The organism is Halocella sp. SP3-1 (assembly GCF_003953885.1).
GTDB classification, from domain to species: Bacteria; Bacillota; Halanaerobiia; order Halanaerobiales; family DTU029; genus Iocasia; species Iocasia fonsfrigidae.
Map to the genome: position 1 here is coordinate 1,167,121 of NZ_CP032760.1, position 20,616 is coordinate 1,187,736.

Genomic DNA, 20,616 nt, shown 5'->3' on the forward strand with positions numbered 1-20,616 from the left:
AACAGATAAGGTATCATAATAAATAAAACCCCAGATTTGCAGATAGATCTGGGGTTTATATATTTGTCTATGTAATTGGGGTTGATGGGTTTAGCTGAATTATTGAAAATATGTTTTAAAAATAAGGCTTTAAAAATTTATAATTAGATGTTATAATATGGTGAAAGAACATACATTCACCTATTTGTTCAGGAAAATTATGTGATTTTGAAATTGAGGATAACTTTGAAGACCGACAAATATATTTGTCTGGCTAATAGTTTATTGATTAACTATGTGTAATAAATAGTTGGCTTAAGAAAGCTGATATATTTGATTAAGTTTGGGTAACGTATCCGTTTTGTTCTAACTGGAAGGTGGTTTTATGCAGGCTAAAGATTTTGTCTTACATTCACCATATGAGGCTAAAGGGGATCAGCCTCAGGCGATTAATAAGTTGGTTGAAGGGATTAAAAAGGGTTACCGGCATCAGACGCTACTGGGGGCTACAGGCACAGGTAAAACCTATGCCATGGCTGCTGTAATAGAGAAGGTAAATAAGCCTACCCTGGTTATTGCCCATAATAAGACCCTGGCTGCTCAGCTGACAAGTGAATTTAAGGAATTTTTCCCAGAAAATACAGTCGGTTATTTTGTCAGTTATTATGATTATTACCAACCAGAGGCCTATGTGCCACAGACTGATACCTATATTGAGAAGGATTCATCTGTTAATGAGGATATCGATAAACTGCGTTTGTCGGCGACCAGTTCACTCTTTGAGCGCCGGGATGTTTTGATAGTTGCCAGTGTTTCCTGTATATATGGTCTTGGTAATCCGGCTGATTACCTGGACCTATCCTGTACTCTTAAGGTGGGGCATCTTAAAGATAGGAAAGAGATATTGAGAGACCTGGCAGTGATGCAGTACAGCCGGAATGACCTTGACCTTAGTAGAGGTCATTTCAGGGTAAAGGGTGATGTAATTGAGGTTTTTCCTGCCTATGATGACCTGGCAATTAGGATAGAATTATTTGGTGATGAAATAGATCGTATTACTAAAATAGATACTCTGACAGGTGAGGTGCTGGGTGAGTATCAGGAGGTAACTATCTACCCGGCCAGTCATTTTGTTACCCCTGAGGATAAGATAAAAAAGGCAGTAAGGACTATCAGCAAAGAACTGGAAGAGAGGTTAAATGAACTGGAAAAGGATCATAAACTGGTTGAAGGCCAGCGGCTTAAACAGAGGACAAGTTATGACCTGGAAATGCTGAGTCAGATGGGTTTTTGTTCGGGGATAGAGAATTATTCACGCCATCTGGCAGGTCGACCGGCAGGTTCCAGACCTGATACATTACTGGATTATTTTCCGGAGAACGATTTTCTAGTAATGATAGATGAGTCCCATATGACCATACCTCAGATTGGTGGTATGTATGCTGGGGACAGGTCCCGGAAAGAAAAACTGGTAGAATATGGTTTTCGCCTCCCCTCAGCCCTTGATAATCGGCCCTTGAATTTTAAGGAATTTGAAAAATTGGTTCCCCAGGCTATTTATGTCTCCGCTACCCCTGGACCTTATGAACAGGAACACAGCCAACAGGTTGTTGAACAAATAATTCGACCAACTGGTTTGCTTGACCCTGAAGTAGAGGTTCGTCCTATAGAGGGCCAGATAGATGACCTCCTTAGTGAGATAAAGATAGTTATTGAGAGGAATGAACGGGTACTGGTTACTACTTTAACTAAACGGATGTCTGAGGATTTAACTGAATTTCTGGCTGGTGCCGGGGTTAAAGTCCGCTATCTCCACTCTGATATAGATACCATTGAGCGTTCGGAGATAATCAGGGACTTACGGCTTGGTAAATTTGATGTCCTGGTAGGTATTAACCTCCTGCGGGAAGGGCTGGATTTGCCTGAGGTTTCCCTGGTGGCTATCCTGGATGCAGATAAGGAAGGGTTCCTTCGTTCTGAACGTTCTTTAATCCAGACTATCGGCCGGGCGGCCCGTAATGTACAGGGAAAGGTAATCATGTATGCTGATACTATTACTGGTTCAATGGCCAGAGCTATTGAAGAGACAAATAGGAGGCGGGAGATTCAAGAGGAATTTAATAGAAAGAATGGAATTAAACCTGAAACAATTGTTAAACCGGTCAGGGAGGTACTGCGCCCTGTTGACATGGTTGTCAGTGAAGAGAAGAAAAATACCTATAATACAAAATATGATGAAGATAAAGCAGAGCTCTCGTCAAATGAGATCAGGCATTTAATTATTGACCTGGAAAATGAGATGAAGGAAGCAGCTGATAATCTTGAATTTGAACTGGCTGCCCAGATTCGTGATGAGATTAAGGAATATGAAGAGGAATTGGGAAATAAAAAGAAGAAAAAATGATTGATATGTAGATAAGGAAGTGATTTTATGGCTAGAGATAAAATTATTATTAAAGGGGCCAGAGAACATAATCTTAAGAATATAAACCTGGAGATTCCCAGGGATAAGCTGGTGGTTATTACAGGTTTGAGTGGTTCAGGTAAGTCTTCTCTGGCTTTTGATACTATCTATGCAGAGGGTCAGAGGCGTTATGTGGAATCACTATCAGCTTATGCCAGACAGTTCCTGGGACAGATGGAAAAACCCCGGGTAGAGTATATAGAGGGCCTGTCACCGGCCATCTCTATTGACCAGAAGACTACCAGTAAAAATCCCCGTTCAACAGTGGGAACGGTAACTGAGATATATGATTACCTTCGTTTATTATATGCTAGGGTTGGTATACCCCACTGCCCTGAATGTGGTCAGGAGATATCATCACAGACAGTGGATGAAATAGTTGATCAACTCCTTGACCTGTCTGAAAAGACCAGGATTCAAATTCTGGCACCTGTAGTCAGGGGAAGGAAGGGAGAACACCAGAAGGTCCTTACCAGAGCCCTGCGTGATGGTTTTGTCAGGGCCAGGGTTGATGGTGAAACTATGATGCTTGGTGAAGAAGAAATTGATTTAGATAAGAATTTCAAACATAATATCGAGATTATTGTGGACAGGATTGTGATTAAAGCTGGTATTAGAGAAAGGCTAGCTGACTCTGTTGAAACAGCCTTGGAAAAGGGTGATGGTCTGATAATTGTTGATATAATTGATGGTGAGGAATTAAGTTTCAGTGAGAAATTCGCCTGTCCTGATTGTGGTATTAGTCTTGAGGAGTTATCACCCCGGGCTTTTTCTTTTAACAGCCCTTATGGGGCCTGCCCAAATTGCGATGGTTTAGGGATTAAGAAGGAATTTGACCCTGACCTTATTCTTGACTGGGATAGACCGATTAATGATGGTGGTATTATACCCTGGAAGAATTCCTCCAGTAGGTATTATCCACAGCTCCTTAAGGCCCTGGCTAAGGAATATGGTTTTAGTTTAAGTGCACCATTAGGTGAACTGGCTGAGGAGATAATTGAGGTGATTCTCTATGGGTCAGATCAAGTGCTGTCTTTCCCATATACCAACCGTTATGGGAGGACAAGGCAGCATGATACGGTTTTTGAAGGGATTATTAGTAATTTAAAACGGCGTTTTAGTGAAACAGATTCTAATTATATCCACCAAAAAATGGAGTCTTTTATGAATGATAGGCCCTGTAATGTCTGTCAGGGAAAGAGGTTAAAACCGGAGGTCCTGGCGGTAACGGTAGGCGGTATCTCCATTGCTAGTTTTACCAGTTTTAATATCAAGGAGGCCTATAACTTCCTTGATGAAATTGACTTAGATCAAAGGTCTAGTTATATTGCCCAGGAAATCCTTAAAGAGATAAAAGACCGTTTGAAATTCTTAATTAATGTAGGGCTTGATTACCTGACCTTAGACAGGGCAGCTGGAACACTCTCTGGTGGTGAGGCCCAGCGGATCAGATTAGCAACCCAGATTGGTTCTGGTCTGGTTGGTGTCCTGTATATACTTGATGAACCAAGTATTGGCCTCCATCAGCGGGATAATAACCGTTTGATAAATACTTTACAGCATATCCGTGATGTGGGTAATACGGTAATAGTTGTGGAACATGATGAAGATACCATCCGTTCTGCTGACCACATTATAGATGTTGGTCCTGGGGCAGGTAAACATGGTGGAGAGATTGTGGCTGAAGGTTCTTTAGATGATATTCTTGCTAATAAAGGTTCCTTGACAGCCAGGTTTTTATCCGGTAGGGATGAAATTCCCATACCGGAAGAAAGATATCAGCCTAATGGGAAATACCTGGAGATAAAAGGGGCCAGTCAGCATAATTTGAAGGGGATAGATGTGAAAATTCCTCTGGGTACTCTGACCTGTGTGACAGGGGTTTCTGGTTCTGGTAAGAGTACCTTGATTAATAATACCTTAAAACGCAGGTTGATGCAGCATTTCTATGATTCAACACCGCGTCCTGGTAAACATGATAGTATTGAGGGTCTGGAATACCTGGATAAGGTAATAAATATTGACCAGTCCCCTATCGGGAGGACACCTCGTTCTAACCCGGCTACCTATACAAAGGTCTTTGACTATATCAGGAAAATTTTTGCCCAGACCCAGGAAGCACGGAGCAGGGGTTATAAAAAAGGCAGGTTTAGTTTTAATGTTAAGGGGGGGCGCTGTGAGGCCTGTAAAGGGGATGGAATTATTCAAATAGAGATGCATTTCCTTCCAGATGTCTATGTCCCCTGTGAGGTCTGCGGAGGAAAACGTTATAACCGTGAGACTCTGGAGATTAAATATAAAGGCAAGACCATTGCTGATATACTGGCTATGACAGTGGAAGAGGCCCTGGAGTTTTTTGAGAATATAGAGCCACTTAAACGCAGGCTGCAGACTATCAGTGATGTTGGTCTAAGTTATATTCGATTGGGACAGCCGGCAACGACACTCTCCGGTGGTGAGGCCCAGCGGATTAAGATTGCTACTGAACTGGGCAAGCGGAGTACTGGTAAAACACTCTATATACTGGATGAACCCACAACCGGCCTTCACTTTGCTGATGTAAAAAAACTCCTTGAGGTATTGCATAGGCTCAGGGAAGGTGGTAATTCAGTAATAGTAATCGAGCATAATCTTGACGTAATTAAAGCCGCTGATTATATTATTGACCTGGGCCCAGAGGGTGGTGACCGCGGTGGTGAGGTGATCGCTTGTGGCAGCCCTGAAGAGGTAGCCCGGGTTAAGGAATCATATACCGGTCACTTCCTCCAGAAGGTTCTGTTTCCAGATAAAGAAAAGGTTATTGTCAATAGCTAGTTATAGTAGATGGTGATAAATATGAATGAACAATTAGAAGAACAGTTAAAGGGTTTACCAGATAGACCGGGTACCTATTTGATGAAAGATGAACTGGGTGAGATTATCTATGTGGGCAAGGCTAAATCACTGCGGAAACGGGTCAGGTCGTATTTCCGGCGGGGTAATCATACCTACAAGACCAAGGTCTTGATTGAAGAGATTGCTGATTTTGATTATATTGTAACCGATACTGAGGTAGAGGCCTATATCCTGGAGGCTAATTTAATTAAGAAACACCAGCCCAGGTTTAATATCAGGTTGAAGGATGATAAAACATACCCCTATATTAAGGTGAGTATTAATGAGGATTTTCCACGTATTTTCAAGACCAGGATTGTAAAAAATGATGGTGCTCGTTATTTTGGACCTTTTGCTGATGTAAATATTATTCATAAAACACTGGGTCTTTTGCAAGAACTCTTTGCTTTGAGAACCTGTAGGAAGGATTTGCGGGCTGATAAACCTGAAGAAAGGCCTTGTTTGAATTACTATATTGGGAAGTGTCTGGCACCCTGTACAGGTGAGATTGATGTAGAGTCATACCGCCAGTTGATTGATCGGGTCTGTCTTTTCCTTTCCGGTCAGCAGGGTGAGTTGATAAAACGGGCAGAAGAAATGATGTATCAGGCTTCAGAGAGGAAGGACTTTGAAAAGGCTGCCCATTACCGTGATACGATTAAGGCCTTAGAGAAGATAACGGCTCAGCAGAAGGTTATGTCTGGTAAGAACCTTAATCAGGATGTTGTGGCTCTGGCCAGGAATGAAGAAGATTGGGCCTGTATTCAGGTGCTGTTTATCCGTAACGGCCGTCTAATTGGTCAGGACTATTTTATAATGGAAGGTTCCCAGGGAGATAGTGACCGGGAGATAATGGGGTCATTTCTCCAGCAGTACTATGACCAGGCTATCAGTCTGCCTGATGAGATACTACTGGGTACCATGATCGGGCAACTTGATTTATTAAAGGAATGGTTAAGTGGAAAGAAAGGGAAGAAGATAAGGATATATAGACCAGAACGGGGTGAGAAGAAGCGGCTGGTTGAGATGGCGGAAGACAATGCCGTTGAAAACCTCAAAAAGGAATTGATCAGGTTGAAGTATCAGCGGGAAAGAACCACAGAGGCTGTTAAAATACTGCAGCAGCACCTGGGCCTTGCTAAGCCGCCTGACCGTATTGAGGGTTTTGATATTTCCAATATTCAAGGGACTGACCCGGTGGCTTCAATGGTTGTTTTTAAAGGGGGGTATTCTTCTAAAAAAGACTACCGGCGTTTTAAAATCAAGACCATTGAGGGCCCTGATGATTTTGCTATGATGCAGGAGGTTATTGAGCGGCGTTACAGCCGCCTCTTAAGTGAAGATAAATCTCTGCCAGATCTGATTTTAATAGATGGTGGTAAGGGGCAGCTCAGTGCAGCCTATGATATCTTATGTAAAATAGGGCTTGCGGAGCAGGAAATTATCGGCCTGGCCAAAAAAGAAGAAGAGGTCTTTTTACCTGGTCAGAGTGAACCAATTATCATCCCCCGGAATTCAGCTGCTCTCCATTTGATTCAACGGGTCAGGGATGAGGCTCACAGGTTTGCTGTCAGTTATCACCGGAAATTACGTTCCCGGCGTTTAACACATACAATGCTGGATGATATACCTGGAATAGGGCCTAAAAGGCGTGATGCCTTACTAAGGCATTTCGGTTCACTGGCTGAGATCAGGGAGGCTTCTATCGGGCAGTTAAAGGCAGTAGATGGTGTCAGTTCCAAAACAGCCAGGGTTATTTTTGATTACCTCAGGGAAAACACCAGACCATAATAGAAGAGTGTTGCTTTAATATATTTGCATTTTTCCTGAACTACAACAGGGAGGGTGCAATTTTATTTTATAAGGAAAAATATGTTTTTATGCTTTGCTGCTATAATGGGGCTTAGACTTATAGTAATCTTTTGCACCCTAAGTAGGAAATAGATTAGTTGTTGATAAAAATCAAGATATTATATAATTAAAACAAATCATATAAGCTGTTATTAAAGTTTATTAAAGAAGAAGGAGGAGGAGGAGGAATTTATGGAAAAGTTGAGGGTTTTACTGGTATGTGGTTCAGGTGCTTCAACTGGGTTTATGGCCAAAAATATCAGAAAAGCAGCTTCAAAAAGGGGTATTGAATGTTCTGTAGTAGCCCGAAGTGAAGCTGAGGTTGAAAATTATATTCATGATGTTGATTACCTGATGGTTGGGCCACACCTGAAGTATCTGGTAGCAGAGTTGAAAGAAAAGGTGGCAGGTACGGATATTAAAGTTGCTTTAATGGATCAGAAATATTATTCAATCTTAGATGGGGATATGGCTCTGGATCATATTTTATCCTTAGAATAAAGGAAGGGTGATGAGATTATGCAAAAGTTTGTAGATTGGATGGAAGAGAATTTTGCCCCTGTAATGAATAAAATTAATAGGAATGTCTGGGTTCTTACTTTAAAAGATTCAATAATGCAGATTCTACCAATGATTTTGGTTGGTTCTCTGGTAACTGTACTAGCGATTTTACAGGACTATATTCCAAATTTCCCAAATCTCTGGACATTAAATAGCTATTCCCTGGGGTTAATCGCACTGTTTATTGCTTTTTTGTTGCCCTTTAATTTTATGGAGAGAAAGAAATTGCATAAAATGCGTCTGGTAGGTGGTATGTCAGGACTGGCACTCTTTATGATGGTTATTAAACCAGTTAGTGTTGAAGGAGGAACATTATTTCAGTTTAGTTATTTTGGTGCTGGGGGTATGTTTGTTGCAATTATTTGTGGTATTTTTGCAGCCCTTATTATGTTATTATTTGGAAAATTCTCATTTTTTAAAGAAGATAGTGCTATACCAGACTTTGTAAGGGCCTGGTTTGATTCGATGCTGCCGATTGCTCTTGTAATTGTAACTGGCTGGTTATTTGTTTTTATACTGGATATGGACATGTATGGTATTATCCAATCAGTTTTTCAGCCAATTACTAATTTTGCTTATACAATGCCTGGTTTTATGTTGATTAACTTCTTATACGTATTCCTGTATTCGATGGGGATTAGCACCTGGGTAATGGCTCCAATTACAAAACCTATCTTCCTGACAGCTATAACTGCTAATGCAGCAGAGATTATTACAACATCTGAAGTAATATTTTCTGGCTGGATTGCTATTGGGGGTATTGGAGCAACACTACCACTGGTAATTATGCTGGTTTTATCAAAGGCTAAGAGATTAAAAGCCCTGGGAACAGCCAGTTTAGTACCTGGTATTTTAAATATTAATGAACCAGTAGTCTTTGGTTGTATTGCCTGGAATCCTATATTAATGATCCCAATGTGGTTGCAGGGGATTATTATTCCGGCTATTACCTATCTGGTATTAAACATGGGGATGGTGACTATTCCAAGTTCTGTATTTGATATGTGGTACTGTCCATTCCCCTTTGCTACCTGGATTGTAACTCAGGACTTTAGAGGGATTATTTTGCTGGGACTTGTTGTAGCGGTTTCATCAATAATTTGGTGGCCCTTTTTTAAGATCTATGAAAAACAGCAATTTGCTCTGGAAGCAGAGACAGCTAAGGAATAATTTTTAAATTTCATCTTATTAGTAAGGAAAGGTTTGATAGCTGATGAATAATGAAAATTCTACCAATGGAGATATCGGTAGAGCGGCAATGGAGATTATTATTCATGCTGGAGATGCCCGGATGCTCATTACTGAGGCCCTGGAAGCAATTGCCAAACAGGATTTTGATTTATATGAAAAAAAGCTTGCTGAGGCTCATAAGGAAATGAAGATAGCTCATGGCATACAAACTGATATAATTCAGGGAGAAAATAGTTTAGAAGAAACAGAATATCTCCTGCTTTTTACCCATGCCCAGGATACTTTAATGACTATTGCTAGTGAGTTAAATATTACAAAACAGATGTATAAGATATTTAAGGGATATGAGGAAAGAATTTCTGCTTTAGAAGAAAAGTAGAATTAAGAAATTCGAAATGATGAATTCCTTAAAATAGTGTAAAAGGAGGCTGTTTATGAGTGCAATGAATCAGATTGAGGGTTTTCCTGAGGATTTTATGTGGGGAGGAGCGATAGCTGCTAACCAGTGTGAAGGTGCCTGGCAGGAAGGTGGTAAGGGTTGGTGTGTGGCTGATATAAATCGTTTTAGAGATGATATAGCCCTGGAAAAGAAATATAATCTAGAAGAAACAACTGAGGATATCAAGGCTGCGATGAATGATACTGAAGGTATTTATCCTAAAAGATGGGGGATTGATTTTTACCATACTTATCAAGAGGACTTGAGGCTTTTAGCAGGAACAGGGATGAATTCCTTCAGGATATCTATCAACTGGTCAAGGATTTTTCCCAATGGTGATGATCCTGAACCCAATGAAGAAGGATTAAAATTTTATGATAATTTAATTGACGAAATTATTAAAAATGGTATGGAACCTGTTGTTACTGTATCCCATTATGAAATGCCCCTTAACTTAACCTTAAATTATACTGGCTGGTATTCAAGGGAATTAATTGATTTTTTTGTTAATTATTGTGAGACTGTTTTTAGGAGATACAGGGATAAGGTGAAATATTGGATATTGGTAAATCAAATAAACTTAATTGTACATGAATCTTTCAATCACCTGGGTATAGCTGAAGATAAGGTAGATAATCTCTTAGAAGCAAAATATCAAGGTGTCCATAATGAGATGGTAGCCTGTGCTAAGGCTACTAAAATTGCCAGGGAGATAAATCCTGATTTTCAGATTGGTATGATGTTTTGTGATGGTCTTAGTTATCCAGCAAGCTGTAAACCTGAGGACGTATTTGCTACTACCAGAAGGAATCAGATGGAATACCTATATGGGGATGTTTTACTGCGAGGGAAATACCCAGGTTATGCCTTTCGTTTTTATGATGATAATGATATCCATCTTAAATTTGGTCAAGGTGATGAAGAGGCCTTAAAGAATACAGCAGATTTTATGGCTATTTCTTATTATTATACCCGTATTAGTGATGTTGAGAGTGTTAAAAAAACAAAAACAGCCTATATGAATCCCCATATTAAAGCAAATGACTGGGGCTGGGGGATTGACCCTCTTGGGCTTAGAACCAAGTTAAATCTTTACTGGGATCGCTATCAGGTACCCATTATGATTGCGGAAAATGGTATGGGGGATTTTGATGAGATAAGTGAAGATGGGAAGATTCATGATAATGCCCGGATAGATTATTTAAGGAAACATATTGAACAGATAAGAGAGGCAGTTATAGATGGTGTTAAAGTAATAGGGTATTATCCCTGGGGTCCGATTGATATTGTCAGTTGTTCTTCCTCTGAAATGAGTAAACGTTATGGTTTTATATATGTTGATTTAGATAATTATGGTAAGGGTTCTGGTAAACGTATCCTTAAAGACAGTTACTACTGGTATAAGGAAGTAATTGCCAGCAATGGAGAAGAACTGTAAGAATTAAATCAGTAAAAATTTATTTAATTTTGAGGTTCCCCCTATGGAAATTAATGATTTTAGAGTAGGTATAATTCATAGGGGGATTTAATATTTAGAAAAATTATAGTTGTTTATACTAAGAGGTGAATTATGTGTTCTAAAAGGATTGCTGTATTATATGTTTTAGCGGCTGCCAGTCTGTGGGCATCCGTGGGTATTTTTGTTAATCTTCTAGCAAGATATGGGATTACTACGATGCAATTGACATTAGTACGTTGTTTTGTCACAATGGTAGTATTGACTCTTTATATTTTACTTGGAGATAAAAGTAAATTTAAAATAGATTTTAAAGACCTTAAATGGTTTTTAGGTACTGGAATAATCAGTATTTTGTTTTTTAATTTCTGTTATATGAAGGTTATACAATTAGTTGGTCTTTCTGTAGCAGCTGTCTTATTATATACCTCCCCCATAATGGTTATGTTTTTTTCACTTGTTTTGTTTAAGGAGAAAATAACATTTAGAAAAATTCTGGCTGTTATTTTTTCCTTTATAGGCTGTGTTCTGGTGACAGGTATTTTATCAGGTAGTGGAGAGGGTATTAGCATCTCAGGTCTGTTATTTGGATTAGGTGCTGGACTTTGTTATGCATTATATAATGTTTTTATAAAATTCTTAGTTGTTAGGTTTCATCTAACAACAGTATTGTTCTATACTTTTGCAGTGGCTGCTGTAGGGAGTTTTTTATTTGTTGACTTTAAGGGGCTAATAGGGATTATTCAATCTGATAATGGCCTGTTATTATTTTTGATTTTAGCGGGACTGGTGACTAATGCGTTTCCATATGTATTATATACAACTGCCTTAAAAGATATAGAAGCCAGTAAGGCATCTGTAATAGCTTCTATAGAACCAATTGTTGCAACTTTAAATGGGGTAATTTTTTTCAGTGAACAATTATCTGTATATGGAATAACTGGAATATTGTGTATTGTATCTGCTGTTTTAATCTTAAATTTTAAGGTGAATCACAAGGCTAAGCTTAAATGTTCTAAACTCAGGGGTTAATTGTACAAATATCTTAGTATTCATATTAAACCAAGGAAGTGAATATAGGATGAAAGATAAATATATTAACTTAATCAGGGTATTGATGCAAGCAGATGATTGGATGCCGGCTTCTGTTCTTGCTATGAGACTAGATCTTTCTGTACGGACAATAAAGAGTTATATCTCTGAAATAAATTACTATGAAGATGATTTAATTGTATCTTCCAGAAAAGGTTATCGTTTGGATAAGGATCTTTCCAGGAAATTTTTCGAAGCAGAGAATTCGTCTATTCCGCAAACACCTCAGGAACGGGTTGATTTTATTATTAAAAAGGTTATTATGGTCAAGACAGGGAATGGTGAAGAACCGGTTAATCTCTTCGAGTTATGTGAAAGCATGTTTGTAAGTCTGGAGACAGTTAAGAAGGATTTAATTAAGGTACAAAAAAAATTTAAAGAGTTTGATTTATTTATCCATACCTCGAATTTTTGTATTTATTTAGAAGGAAAAGAATTAGATAAAAGGAAACTCTTAAGTAATATACTATATGAAGAGTATAGTAGGAGTGTACTGGGAGTTGTTGTTATTCAAAAAACCTTTCCAGATTATGATCTGGGTCTACTTAGAAAAATAATTATGGAAAAATCTAAAGAATATTATTATTTTATTAATGAGTACTCAGTTCTTAAACTGGTTCTGGATATAATTATCAGTATGGATAGGATAAAAAAAGGGTTTATCTTTAAAACAGCGGTTAAAGATATAGGTGGTAGGGAACTGGAATTTGCCAGAGAGATTGCTAAAGAGATTAAAAATATTTATGGTATTGAATACCCAGCCAATGAACTTAAAGAACTTGCTATTTTACTGGATAGTTACATGTTATATCTGGATTACCGTAAAATTGATGAAAACAATATAGAAGAGGTAGTAGGAGTGGATTGTGCTGAAATAGGTAGGGAATTGTTACAGACATTGGAGGACTACAATATCTTAAATACCAGGGATTCCGAATTTATTGTAAAATTTATGCTGCATATTAAAAACCTATTACTCAGGATTAAAAATGGTTACTATATTAAAAACCCCTTGATAGATCAAATTAAGTTGTCTTCCCCATTAACCTTTGATTGTGCAGTAAGTATTGCCCATAAATTAAAAGAAGTAACTAATTATAAGATTACTGAGGATGAAATTGCTTATATTGCCCTGCATATTGGTAGTATTCTTGAGTCACAAAAGGATATGAGTAATAAAGTTTCTTGTGTAATGGTATTTCCACAGTATTATGATTTTGCCTCTAAACTATTGGGGAAGATTACAGAACTCTTTGGTGAAAATATGGTTATAAAAGCAATTGTATCATTTGTGGAAAACCTTCAAGAAATAGATGATATAGATTTGATAATTTCTACTATACCTGTACCGGAGTATTTAAAGTCAGATATAGCAGTGGTTAGTCCATTTTTAACAGACAAAGATGAATTAGAGATTCGTGATAAGCTAAGGCGTATTAAATTAAAGAAGAAGAAAGAGCGTTTGAAAGAACATTTAATGCATATTGCTAATCCAAAATTCTTCTGCCATAACAGGGATTTTAATGATGAAACAGAGGCTCTAAATTTTATGACAGGTTTAATGGAAGAAGAAGGATATGTAGGAGAGTCATTTGTCAGTGAGGTTTTTGAGCGTGAAAGGAGTTCGTCTACAGCCTTTAACCATATTGCCATCCCACATTCCATGAAAATGAATTCTAAACGGACAGGTATGTTTGTCCTGCTTAATGAAAAATCATTTCTCTGGGGGGAGAATATGGTTAATATTGTTCTGTTATTTGCTATAAACCCTGATGAACGTGCTATATTTCATGATATTTTTGACAATTTGATTGTACTCTTATTGGAAAAAGCTAATGTTAATAAACTACTGGATTGTGAGAATTATGAAGAATTTATAGATGAAATAATAGGGTTAATAGAACTTTGAAGTTTGATAAATAGGTAAAGCCACTTAAAAGATATAGGTATATTACCTGTATCTTTTAAGTGTTTAGTAAATTTTAATGTTTTTATATCCCTAGTTTACTCAGTATTTTTTCTTTGACTGCTGAGACCTTTGTTTTCCTTATTTTCTCTTTCAAATCCAGTGCAAAAGTCGGGACGACGGATAATTCGTCTATTCCTAGAGCCAGAAATGTTTCAGTCATGGCTAAGTCACTGGCCAACTCCCCACAGATACCTACTTGTATATTGTTTTGATGGGCATTGTCAGCAACTATTTTAATCATACGAAGGATAGCTTTATGCTTGGGGTTATATAAATCATCCAACATAGTATTTTCTCTATCAATGGCCAGGGTGTATTGTGTCAGGTCATTTGTACCTATACTAAAGAAATCTACTTCTCTAGCCAGTTCATGACTAATCATAACAGCAGCAGGTGTTTCAATCATGACACCGATTTCTACCTGCTTAAATTTAATATTTTCTTCTTTTAATTTATTTTGTACCTGGGTAATAATTTCCTTTATTTTTTTAATTTCTTTAAGGGAGATAATCATCGGAAACATAATAGATAGGTTTCCATAGATAGAGGCTCGATATAGGGCCCTTAGCTGGGTTTTGAAGACATCCTCTTGTTTTAAACAGATGCGAATAGCGCGGCAGCCCATAGTAGGGTTTTTTTCTGTTGGCAGATTAAAGTAAGAGACTTTTTTATCTGCCCCAATATCTAGGGTGCGGATAATAACCTTTTTTTTATTCATTTTCTTTAATACTGACTTATAGATTTCGAACTGTTCTTTTTCTGTGGGGTATTCTTTTTTATCTAAATAGATAAATTCGCTTCTAAATAAACCAATACCCTCACAATCATTAGCTATTATCTGATCTAAATCAGATAAATTACCAATATTGCCGTAAATACTGATTTCCTGACCGTCTAGAGTGATACTTTTTTTTCCGATTAGTTTCTGTTGATTGACCTTTTGATGAGCTATTTTCTTTGCTTTATTTTTCATCTGCGTTAAGGTCTCTTGATCAGGGTTTATATAAATTTTCCCATTGAACCCATCAACAATACCTAATTTTCCGTCTAACTCCATTTTTAAAGGGATTTCTGTATTTACTAAAGAAGGTATATTCATCATGCGTGCTAAAATAGCTGTATGGGAATTGGATGAACCCCGCTGAGTTACGAAAGAAATAATCTTTTCTTGATCTAACTGCAGGGTCTCACTGGGGCTCAGGTCATCTGTTAGCAGTATTACTTTTTCATTAAATGTCCCTAGATCTGAAGAATTGTCCTGTAAAATATCAATTAAAAGGTCTGAAACATTTCTTATATCTGCTGCCCGTTCTTTCATATATTTGTCGTCCATCTCTTCAAAAGATTGTGCAAAGATATCCCTGGTTTTACTAATAGCATATTCAGTATTGATATTTTCAGATATTATATTTTCTTTTATGGATTCAATATAATCCTCATCATTTAAAATCATTTGATGTACTTCAAAGATTGAAGCACTTTCTTCATCTAAATCATGTAAAGCCTTGTTATACATTTCTTGCAGCTGTAAAACAGCCTGTTTTTTGGCTGTTTCTAGTCTCTGAATCTCACCCTCTACATTTTTAATATTATACTGTGAGACAGTCTCGACTGTTTTTTTATATACCTTTACTGGCCCAATTGCAATACCTTTAAAAACACTTTTTCCAGAATAGATTTTCATTTGGATAGGCCTCCTTCCAATTTTAGTATAACAATTATAAATATCTAATCAAAACTACATAATTGCACGCTGCTGGTGCAATCAGATAGTTGCATAAATCTATGGAGAATATATAATGGATTTATAAAAAATAATAGACCTGGACTATTTAGTGTCAACTAGTAGTTTGAGCAGCCTTTGAAAATTTTATAATTTTATTATAAAATTTTTCTTTATTCATTAATCAGTATTATAAAATAAAATCAAAGGGAGGAAAAGATGATGGAATTTACTTATACAATTAAAGAGGAACTTGGCATTCACGCTAGACCTGCCAGTTTATTAGTGAAAACAGCTTCATCTTTAAAAAGTAAGGTGATGATAAAAAAAAATGATAAGACAGCTGATTGCAAAAGAATCCTGGGGTTAATGCGTCTGGGTATAAAATGTGGAGAAACAGTAACAGTAAGTATAAGTGGAGAGGATGAAGAAGAGTCATTTGAAACGATTAAGGAATTTTTTGAAGAAAATTTTTAAAAGCTAATCTTTTGAATAGTATTAGCAGTTATAAAAAATAATTGAATATCCTGTCTGTGTTGACAATGTAAATACTAAAATATATAATTTTGGTAAAGAAATAGAATACTAAGAATCTGGAGCTGATATAAATGGCTTATAAATTACTGGTGCTGGATCTAGATGATACATTGTTGGACAGTGAGCAGAGACTGCCGGAACAGAACGTAATATCGATTAAAAAATTGAGTAAATCAGGGGTAAGGGTTGTTATTGCTACGGGCAGAATGTTTATCTCTGCCCTCCCATATGTTAAGGAACTGGAACTTAAAGGACCGATTATTACTTACAATGGTGCTTTTGTCAAGGATGTTACCCTTGATAAGGTAATATATCATCAGCCGATGGATTACAAGATTGCCCTGAAAATAATTAAAGATATGGAGGACGAGGGATTACATATTAATCTATATCAGGATGATCAACTCTATGTTGCTGAAGAAAATGACAGGAGTAAGTATTATGAAAGGACTGCTGGGGTTAAGGTGGAAACAGTTGGTAAGATATCAGACTTTATTGCTAAGCCGCCAACCAAGGTCTTAATTGTTGAAAAGGATCAGGCTAAAAAAGAAAAAGCCCTGAGGTATTTTAGAGAAAAATATGGGGAATATATTGAGATAACAGAATCAAAGGACTACTATATCGAATTTATGGCCAGGGGTGTGTCTAAAGGTAAAGCAGTTGAGCGTCTGGCAGGTCAGCTGGGAATAGAGCGTTCAGAAGTGATAGCTGTTGGAGATAATTGGAATGACCTGGAGATGATAGAATGGGCAGGTCTGGGTGTAGCTATGGAAAATGCCCCTGCTGCTGTTAAGGAAAAGGCAGACTGTATTACCCTACCACACTATCAGGCAGGGGTTTCACACCTTATAAAAGAGATTTTTGCTATTTAGGATTGGAAGGGACTTATGTGAAGTGGGAAAATGTCTATTCTTGTTGACAAGATACTTAAGTAAGTATATAATAAATTTTGGAGATTAGGAAACATTCATTGCAATATATGGGGAGGTGAACCGATAATGGCTCATGTTATTTCTGATGAATGTATTAGCTGTGGTTCCTGTGAATCAGAATGCCCTGTAGAGGCAATTAGCCAGGGAGATACTCAGTATGATATTGATGCTGATACCTGTATTGACTGTGGTGCATGTGTGGCAGTCTGTCCTGTAGAAGCCATCAGTGCGGAATAATAGAATAACTACTTATCTTAAGAGAAAACCGGATATTAGTCCGGTTTCCTTATTTTCAAAAACTTGATTAATATACTCAGATATATAATTTTACCGGATATCTCATGAATGCTCCTATTTAATAAGGGTAGATTATAGGTGAAGGGGTATAGGTATAATTTAAAAATACTGGAAATATTTTTGTTAAAATATGCCAGAGGAGAGTGATATCAATTGAAGAATAAAGTGGTTATTATTGGTGCTGGATTGGTAGGTGCTACAGCTGCTTATGCTATTATGAACCGGGGACTGGCTTCAGAGATTGTCCTGGTTGATATAAACAAAGAGCGGGCAGAAGGTGAGGCTATGGACCTTAACCATGGGGCTGCCTTTGTAAAACCTGTTAAAGTAAAACATGGTGGGTATGAGGAATGTAGAGATGCTCGCATTGTTATTATATCAGCAGGGGTAAACCAGAAACCTGGTGAGACCAGGCTTGACCTGGTCAAGAAGAATACAGAGGTTTTTAAAAAGATTATTCCTAATATAAGCAAATATACCAGAGAAGCAATCCTACTTGTTGTTACAAATCCAGTAGATATTCTTACATATGTTACTCAGAAATTATCAGATTTACCACAAAATATGATCCTCGGCTCAGGTACAGTACTTGATACTTCACGATTCCGTTATCAATTAAGTGACCATTGTGGTGTTAACCCCAAGAATATTCACGCTTATATTATTGGTGAACATGGAGACCATGAGGTAGCAGCCTGGAGCCTTACTAATGTAGCAGGTGTTCCTTTTAAGGATTATTGCATTGTCTGTGATAAGGATTGTGCTACCCATGATTTTCGGGATAAGATGAGTGAAAAGGTTCGTCAGGCTGCCTATGAGATTATTGATCGAAAAGGTGCTACCTATTATGCAGTTGGTCTGGCAGTAGCTCGTATTGTAGAAAGTATCTTCCGGGATGAACATACAATACTGACTGTTTCAACCCTATTAACTGGGGAATATGGTATTGATGACCTTGTTTTAAGTATACCCAGTATAGTTGGTAGTAGAGGGGTGGAGAAGGTACTTAACCTGACTTTGAGTTCTCAAGAGGAGGAAGAACTATTAAAATCTGCTGGGGTTTTAAAGGGAATTATTCAAGAATTAGATATTTGACAAGGGGACGTTTGACAAGGGGACGGTTCGCCTGTCACATTATTAAGTTGGGTAATAATCCTAATAATTATAAAGGAGATGATTAAGTGGATTATGTAAAAAAGGTTGATCCTGAAATAGCTGACTTGATTGAAAAAGAGGCGGCAAGGCAGCAGCATAATATTGAATTGATTGCCTCTGAAAATTTTGTGAGTGAAGCAGTTATGGAGGCAGCTGGTTCATGTCTTACTAATAAGTATGCCGAGGGTTATCCACATAAACGTTATTATGGTGGTTGTGAGGTTGTTGATCAGGTAGAAGAATTGGCTATTGAGCGGGCAAAAAGACTTTTTGATGCTGAACATGTAAATGTTCAACCCCATTCTGGTTCACAGGCTAATCAGGCTGTTTATTTTGCTGTAGTACCAAAGGGTGGGAAAATACTGGCGATGGATTTGACCCATGGTGGCCATTTAACACATGGAAGTCCAGTAAACATGTCTGGTAAGTACTTCAATTTCTTTCATTATGGTGTAAACAAAGCAGAACGTATAGATTTTGAACAGGTTTCATCCTTGGCCAGGGAACACAAACCGGATTTGATAGTGGCAGGTGCAAGTGCTTACCCCAGGGAAATAGATTTTATTAAGTTTAGGGAGATTGCTGATGAGGTAGGGGCTTTATTTATGGTTGATATGGCACATATTGCCGGACTGGTTGCTGTTGGTTTACATTCTAACCCTGTACCAGTGGCAGATTTTGTGACAACTACAACCCATAAAACCCTGCGTGGAACCCGTGGTGGGATGATACTTTGTAAGGAGAAATATGCTAAAGATATAGATAAGGCTATTTTCCCTGGGTTACAGGGTGGTCCTTTAATGCATATTATTGCTGCCAAGGCTGTTTCTTTTAAAGAGGCTTTAACAGATGAGTTCAAGGAATATCAACAGCAAATTGTTAACAATGCAGCTGTTCTGGCTGCTGAATTGCAGGATTATGGTTTCAGGTTGGTATCTGGAGGAACTGATAATCATTTAATGTTGGTTGACTTGAATAACAAAGGGATTACTGGTAAAGATGCTGAGACTGCTCTTGATAAAGTCGGTATCACAGCCAATAAAAATACTATCCCCTTTGAAAAGAGGAGCCCTTTCGTAACCAGTGGTATCAGGCTGGGAACACCTGCTGTTACAAGTAGGGGCATGAAAGAAGCTGAGATGAAATTAGTTGCTGAATTTATAGCAGAGACTATTGAAAATATTGATGATGATAGTAAATTAGCAGAGATAAAAAATAGAGTATATGAATTAACAGAGAAATTTAGTAAATGATTTTATTATAAATCAATATATATATATATATATATATAATTATGGGACTCTTATAGTGTGGAGTCCTTGTTTTTATATTATTGGGATAATATAGTAAAGTGTTAATTGCAAGTCCAAATAAAATGTAGTATAATTAGCTGTGAAACGAATAGGAGGTTATATTTTGCTAGTATTAACTACAATTAAGAATAGTTTTGTACAGCTATATAATTATTTATTTAAGCTAGTTTTCTATAATTTAGTCTGGGTTACTATTTTTATCTTGCCTTTTTTAATTCTTTATCCATTTGAAAGACTCTGGATGTTTTACCTGGCTGCAGTTTATTATCTGCTGGTAACAGGTCCTTTTATTCTCTCATTTTTACATATTATAAGAAGAATAAAGGCAAGAGAAGACACAAGATTGCGTGAATTTTTTCAGGGTATTAAAACATATTTTTTCAGGGGGCTGTTGTCGTTCTTTTTTGTTGTTCTGATTTATTTTGTTTTGTTTTTTGATCTCTATTATTTTAGCCAGCGGGCTGATAATATCTTTATCATGATAATTTCAGCTATAACCATGTATATTATAGTATTTTTTACTATGTTTCAATTTTATTTCTGGGGTTTATCAGTATATGAGGAAGATAGGGGATTTAAAGAACTTATTAAAAGGGTTTTTTTACTAACAATGGCTAATCCATTTTCTACATTGTTTTTTTTAATTGCGTTCTTGCTCTTAACCGTGTTGATGGTATTATCCGTTTTTGCTATTCCACTACTTTTTCTTGTTCTCGGGGGATTATTAATTAATAATTATACTGAACTAACTCTTGAAAAATACTAAACTTGAACAGGGGGATT

16 protein-coding genes are annotated in these 20,616 nt (G+C 37.3%); 15 read left to right on the forward strand and 1 reads right to left on the reverse strand.

Translation table 11 applies throughout. The features are described 5' to 3' along the window. Positions 1 to 364: 364 nt before the first annotated feature. From uvrB to D7D81_RS05595, 9 genes are all read left to right on the forward strand, one after another. Positions 365 to 2,383 carry an excinuclease ABC subunit UvrB gene (gene uvrB / locus D7D81_RS05555; protein ID WP_125988084.1) on the forward strand — a complete coding sequence of 673 codons (2,019 nt, stop codon included), beginning with the start codon at positions 365 to 367 and terminating at the stop codon, positions 2,381 to 2,383. A 27-nt stretch (positions 2,384 to 2,410) separates the two neighbouring features. Further along, a complete protein-coding gene (uvrA, locus tag D7D81_RS05560; RefSeq protein WP_125988086.1) occupies positions 2,411 to 5,257 on the forward strand; it encodes an excinuclease ABC subunit UvrA in 2,847 nt (948 codons plus the stop codon). A 9-nt stretch (positions 5,258 to 5,266) separates the two neighbouring features. Then, positions 5,267 to 7,108 (forward strand): excinuclease ABC subunit UvrC, encoded by a 1,842-nt coding sequence (uvrC, locus tag D7D81_RS05565; protein WP_286170255.1) that lies wholly within the window; start codon positions 5,267 to 5,269, stop codon positions 7,106 to 7,108. 252 nt (positions 7,109 to 7,360) lie between these two features. After that, positions 7,361 to 7,669 carry a PTS sugar transporter subunit IIB gene (locus D7D81_RS05570; protein ID WP_125988090.1) on the forward strand — a complete coding sequence of 103 codons (309 nt, stop codon included), beginning with the start codon at positions 7,361 to 7,363 and terminating at the stop codon, positions 7,667 to 7,669. 18 nt (positions 7,670 to 7,687) lie between these two features. After that, the gene (locus tag D7D81_RS05575) at positions 7,688 to 8,899 is read left to right on the forward strand and encodes a PTS sugar transporter subunit IIC (RefSeq protein WP_125988092.1); all 1,212 of its coding nucleotides are present in this window, start codon (positions 7,688 to 7,690) and stop codon (positions 8,897 to 8,899) included. A gap of 43 nt (positions 8,900 to 8,942) precedes the next feature. Then, positions 8,943 to 9,299 carry a PTS lactose/cellobiose transporter subunit IIA gene (locus D7D81_RS05580; RefSeq protein ID WP_125988094.1) on the forward strand — a complete coding sequence of 119 codons (357 nt, stop codon included), beginning with the start codon at positions 8,943 to 8,945 and terminating at the stop codon, positions 9,297 to 9,299. 64 nt (positions 9,300 to 9,363) lie between these two features. Further along, a complete protein-coding gene (locus D7D81_RS05585) occupies positions 9,364 to 10,797 on the forward strand; it encodes a glycoside hydrolase family 1 protein (RefSeq protein ID WP_125991949.1) in 1,434 nt (477 codons plus the stop codon). A gap of 132 nt (positions 10,798 to 10,929) precedes the next feature. Beyond that, positions 10,930 to 11,847 (forward strand): DMT family transporter, encoded by a 918-nt coding sequence (locus D7D81_RS05590; RefSeq protein ID WP_125988096.1) that lies wholly within the window; start codon positions 10,930 to 10,932, stop codon positions 11,845 to 11,847. 49 nt (positions 11,848 to 11,896) lie between these two features. Then, on the forward strand, positions 11,897 to 13,816 hold the full coding sequence (locus D7D81_RS05595) for a BglG family transcription antiterminator (RefSeq protein ID WP_125988098.1): 1,920 nt from the start codon (positions 11,897 to 11,899) through the stop codon (positions 13,814 to 13,816). An 82-nt stretch (positions 13,817 to 13,898) separates the two neighbouring features. Here D7D81_RS05595 and ptsP read toward each other — a convergent pair whose 3' ends face one another. Continuing rightward, on the reverse strand, positions 13,899 to 15,560 hold the full coding sequence (gene ptsP, locus D7D81_RS05600; RefSeq protein WP_125988100.1) for a phosphoenolpyruvate--protein phosphotransferase: 1,662 nt from the start codon (positions 15,558 to 15,560) through the stop codon (positions 13,899 to 13,901). Positions 15,561 to 15,818: 258 nt separating this feature from the next. Between ptsP and D7D81_RS05605 the strand changes: the two genes are divergently transcribed. From D7D81_RS05605 to D7D81_RS05630, 6 genes are all read left to right on the forward strand, one after another. After that, positions 15,819 to 16,076: an HPr family phosphocarrier protein gene (locus D7D81_RS05605; protein WP_125988102.1), complete on the forward strand. Its 258-nt coding sequence runs from the start codon at positions 15,819 to 15,821 to the stop codon at positions 16,074 to 16,076. A gap of 131 nt (positions 16,077 to 16,207) precedes the next feature. Further along, positions 16,208 to 17,008 (forward strand): Cof-type HAD-IIB family hydrolase, encoded by an 801-nt coding sequence (locus D7D81_RS05610; protein ID WP_125988105.1) that lies wholly within the window; start codon positions 16,208 to 16,210, stop codon positions 17,006 to 17,008. A gap of 126 nt (positions 17,009 to 17,134) precedes the next feature. After that, positions 17,135 to 17,305 (forward strand): 4Fe-4S ferredoxin, encoded by a 171-nt coding sequence (gene fdxA / locus D7D81_RS05615; protein WP_125988107.1) that lies wholly within the window; start codon positions 17,135 to 17,137, stop codon positions 17,303 to 17,305. A 213-nt stretch (positions 17,306 to 17,518) separates the two neighbouring features. Continuing rightward, complete coding sequence (locus D7D81_RS05620; RefSeq protein WP_125988109.1) at positions 17,519 to 18,460, forward strand: L-lactate dehydrogenase; 942 nt, start codon at positions 17,519 to 17,521, stop codon at positions 18,458 to 18,460. Between the two features lie 86 nt (positions 18,461 to 18,546). Beyond that, positions 18,547 to 19,773, forward strand: coding sequence for a serine hydroxymethyltransferase (glyA, locus tag D7D81_RS05625; RefSeq protein WP_125988111.1), 1,227 nt, complete (start codon positions 18,547 to 18,549; stop codon positions 19,771 to 19,773). A 163-nt stretch (positions 19,774 to 19,936) separates the two neighbouring features. Next, positions 19,937 to 20,599 (forward strand): YesL family protein, encoded by a 663-nt coding sequence (locus D7D81_RS05630; RefSeq protein ID WP_125988113.1) that lies wholly within the window; start codon positions 19,937 to 19,939, stop codon positions 20,597 to 20,599. The last annotated feature ends 17 nt before the right edge of the window (positions 20,600 to 20,616 follow it).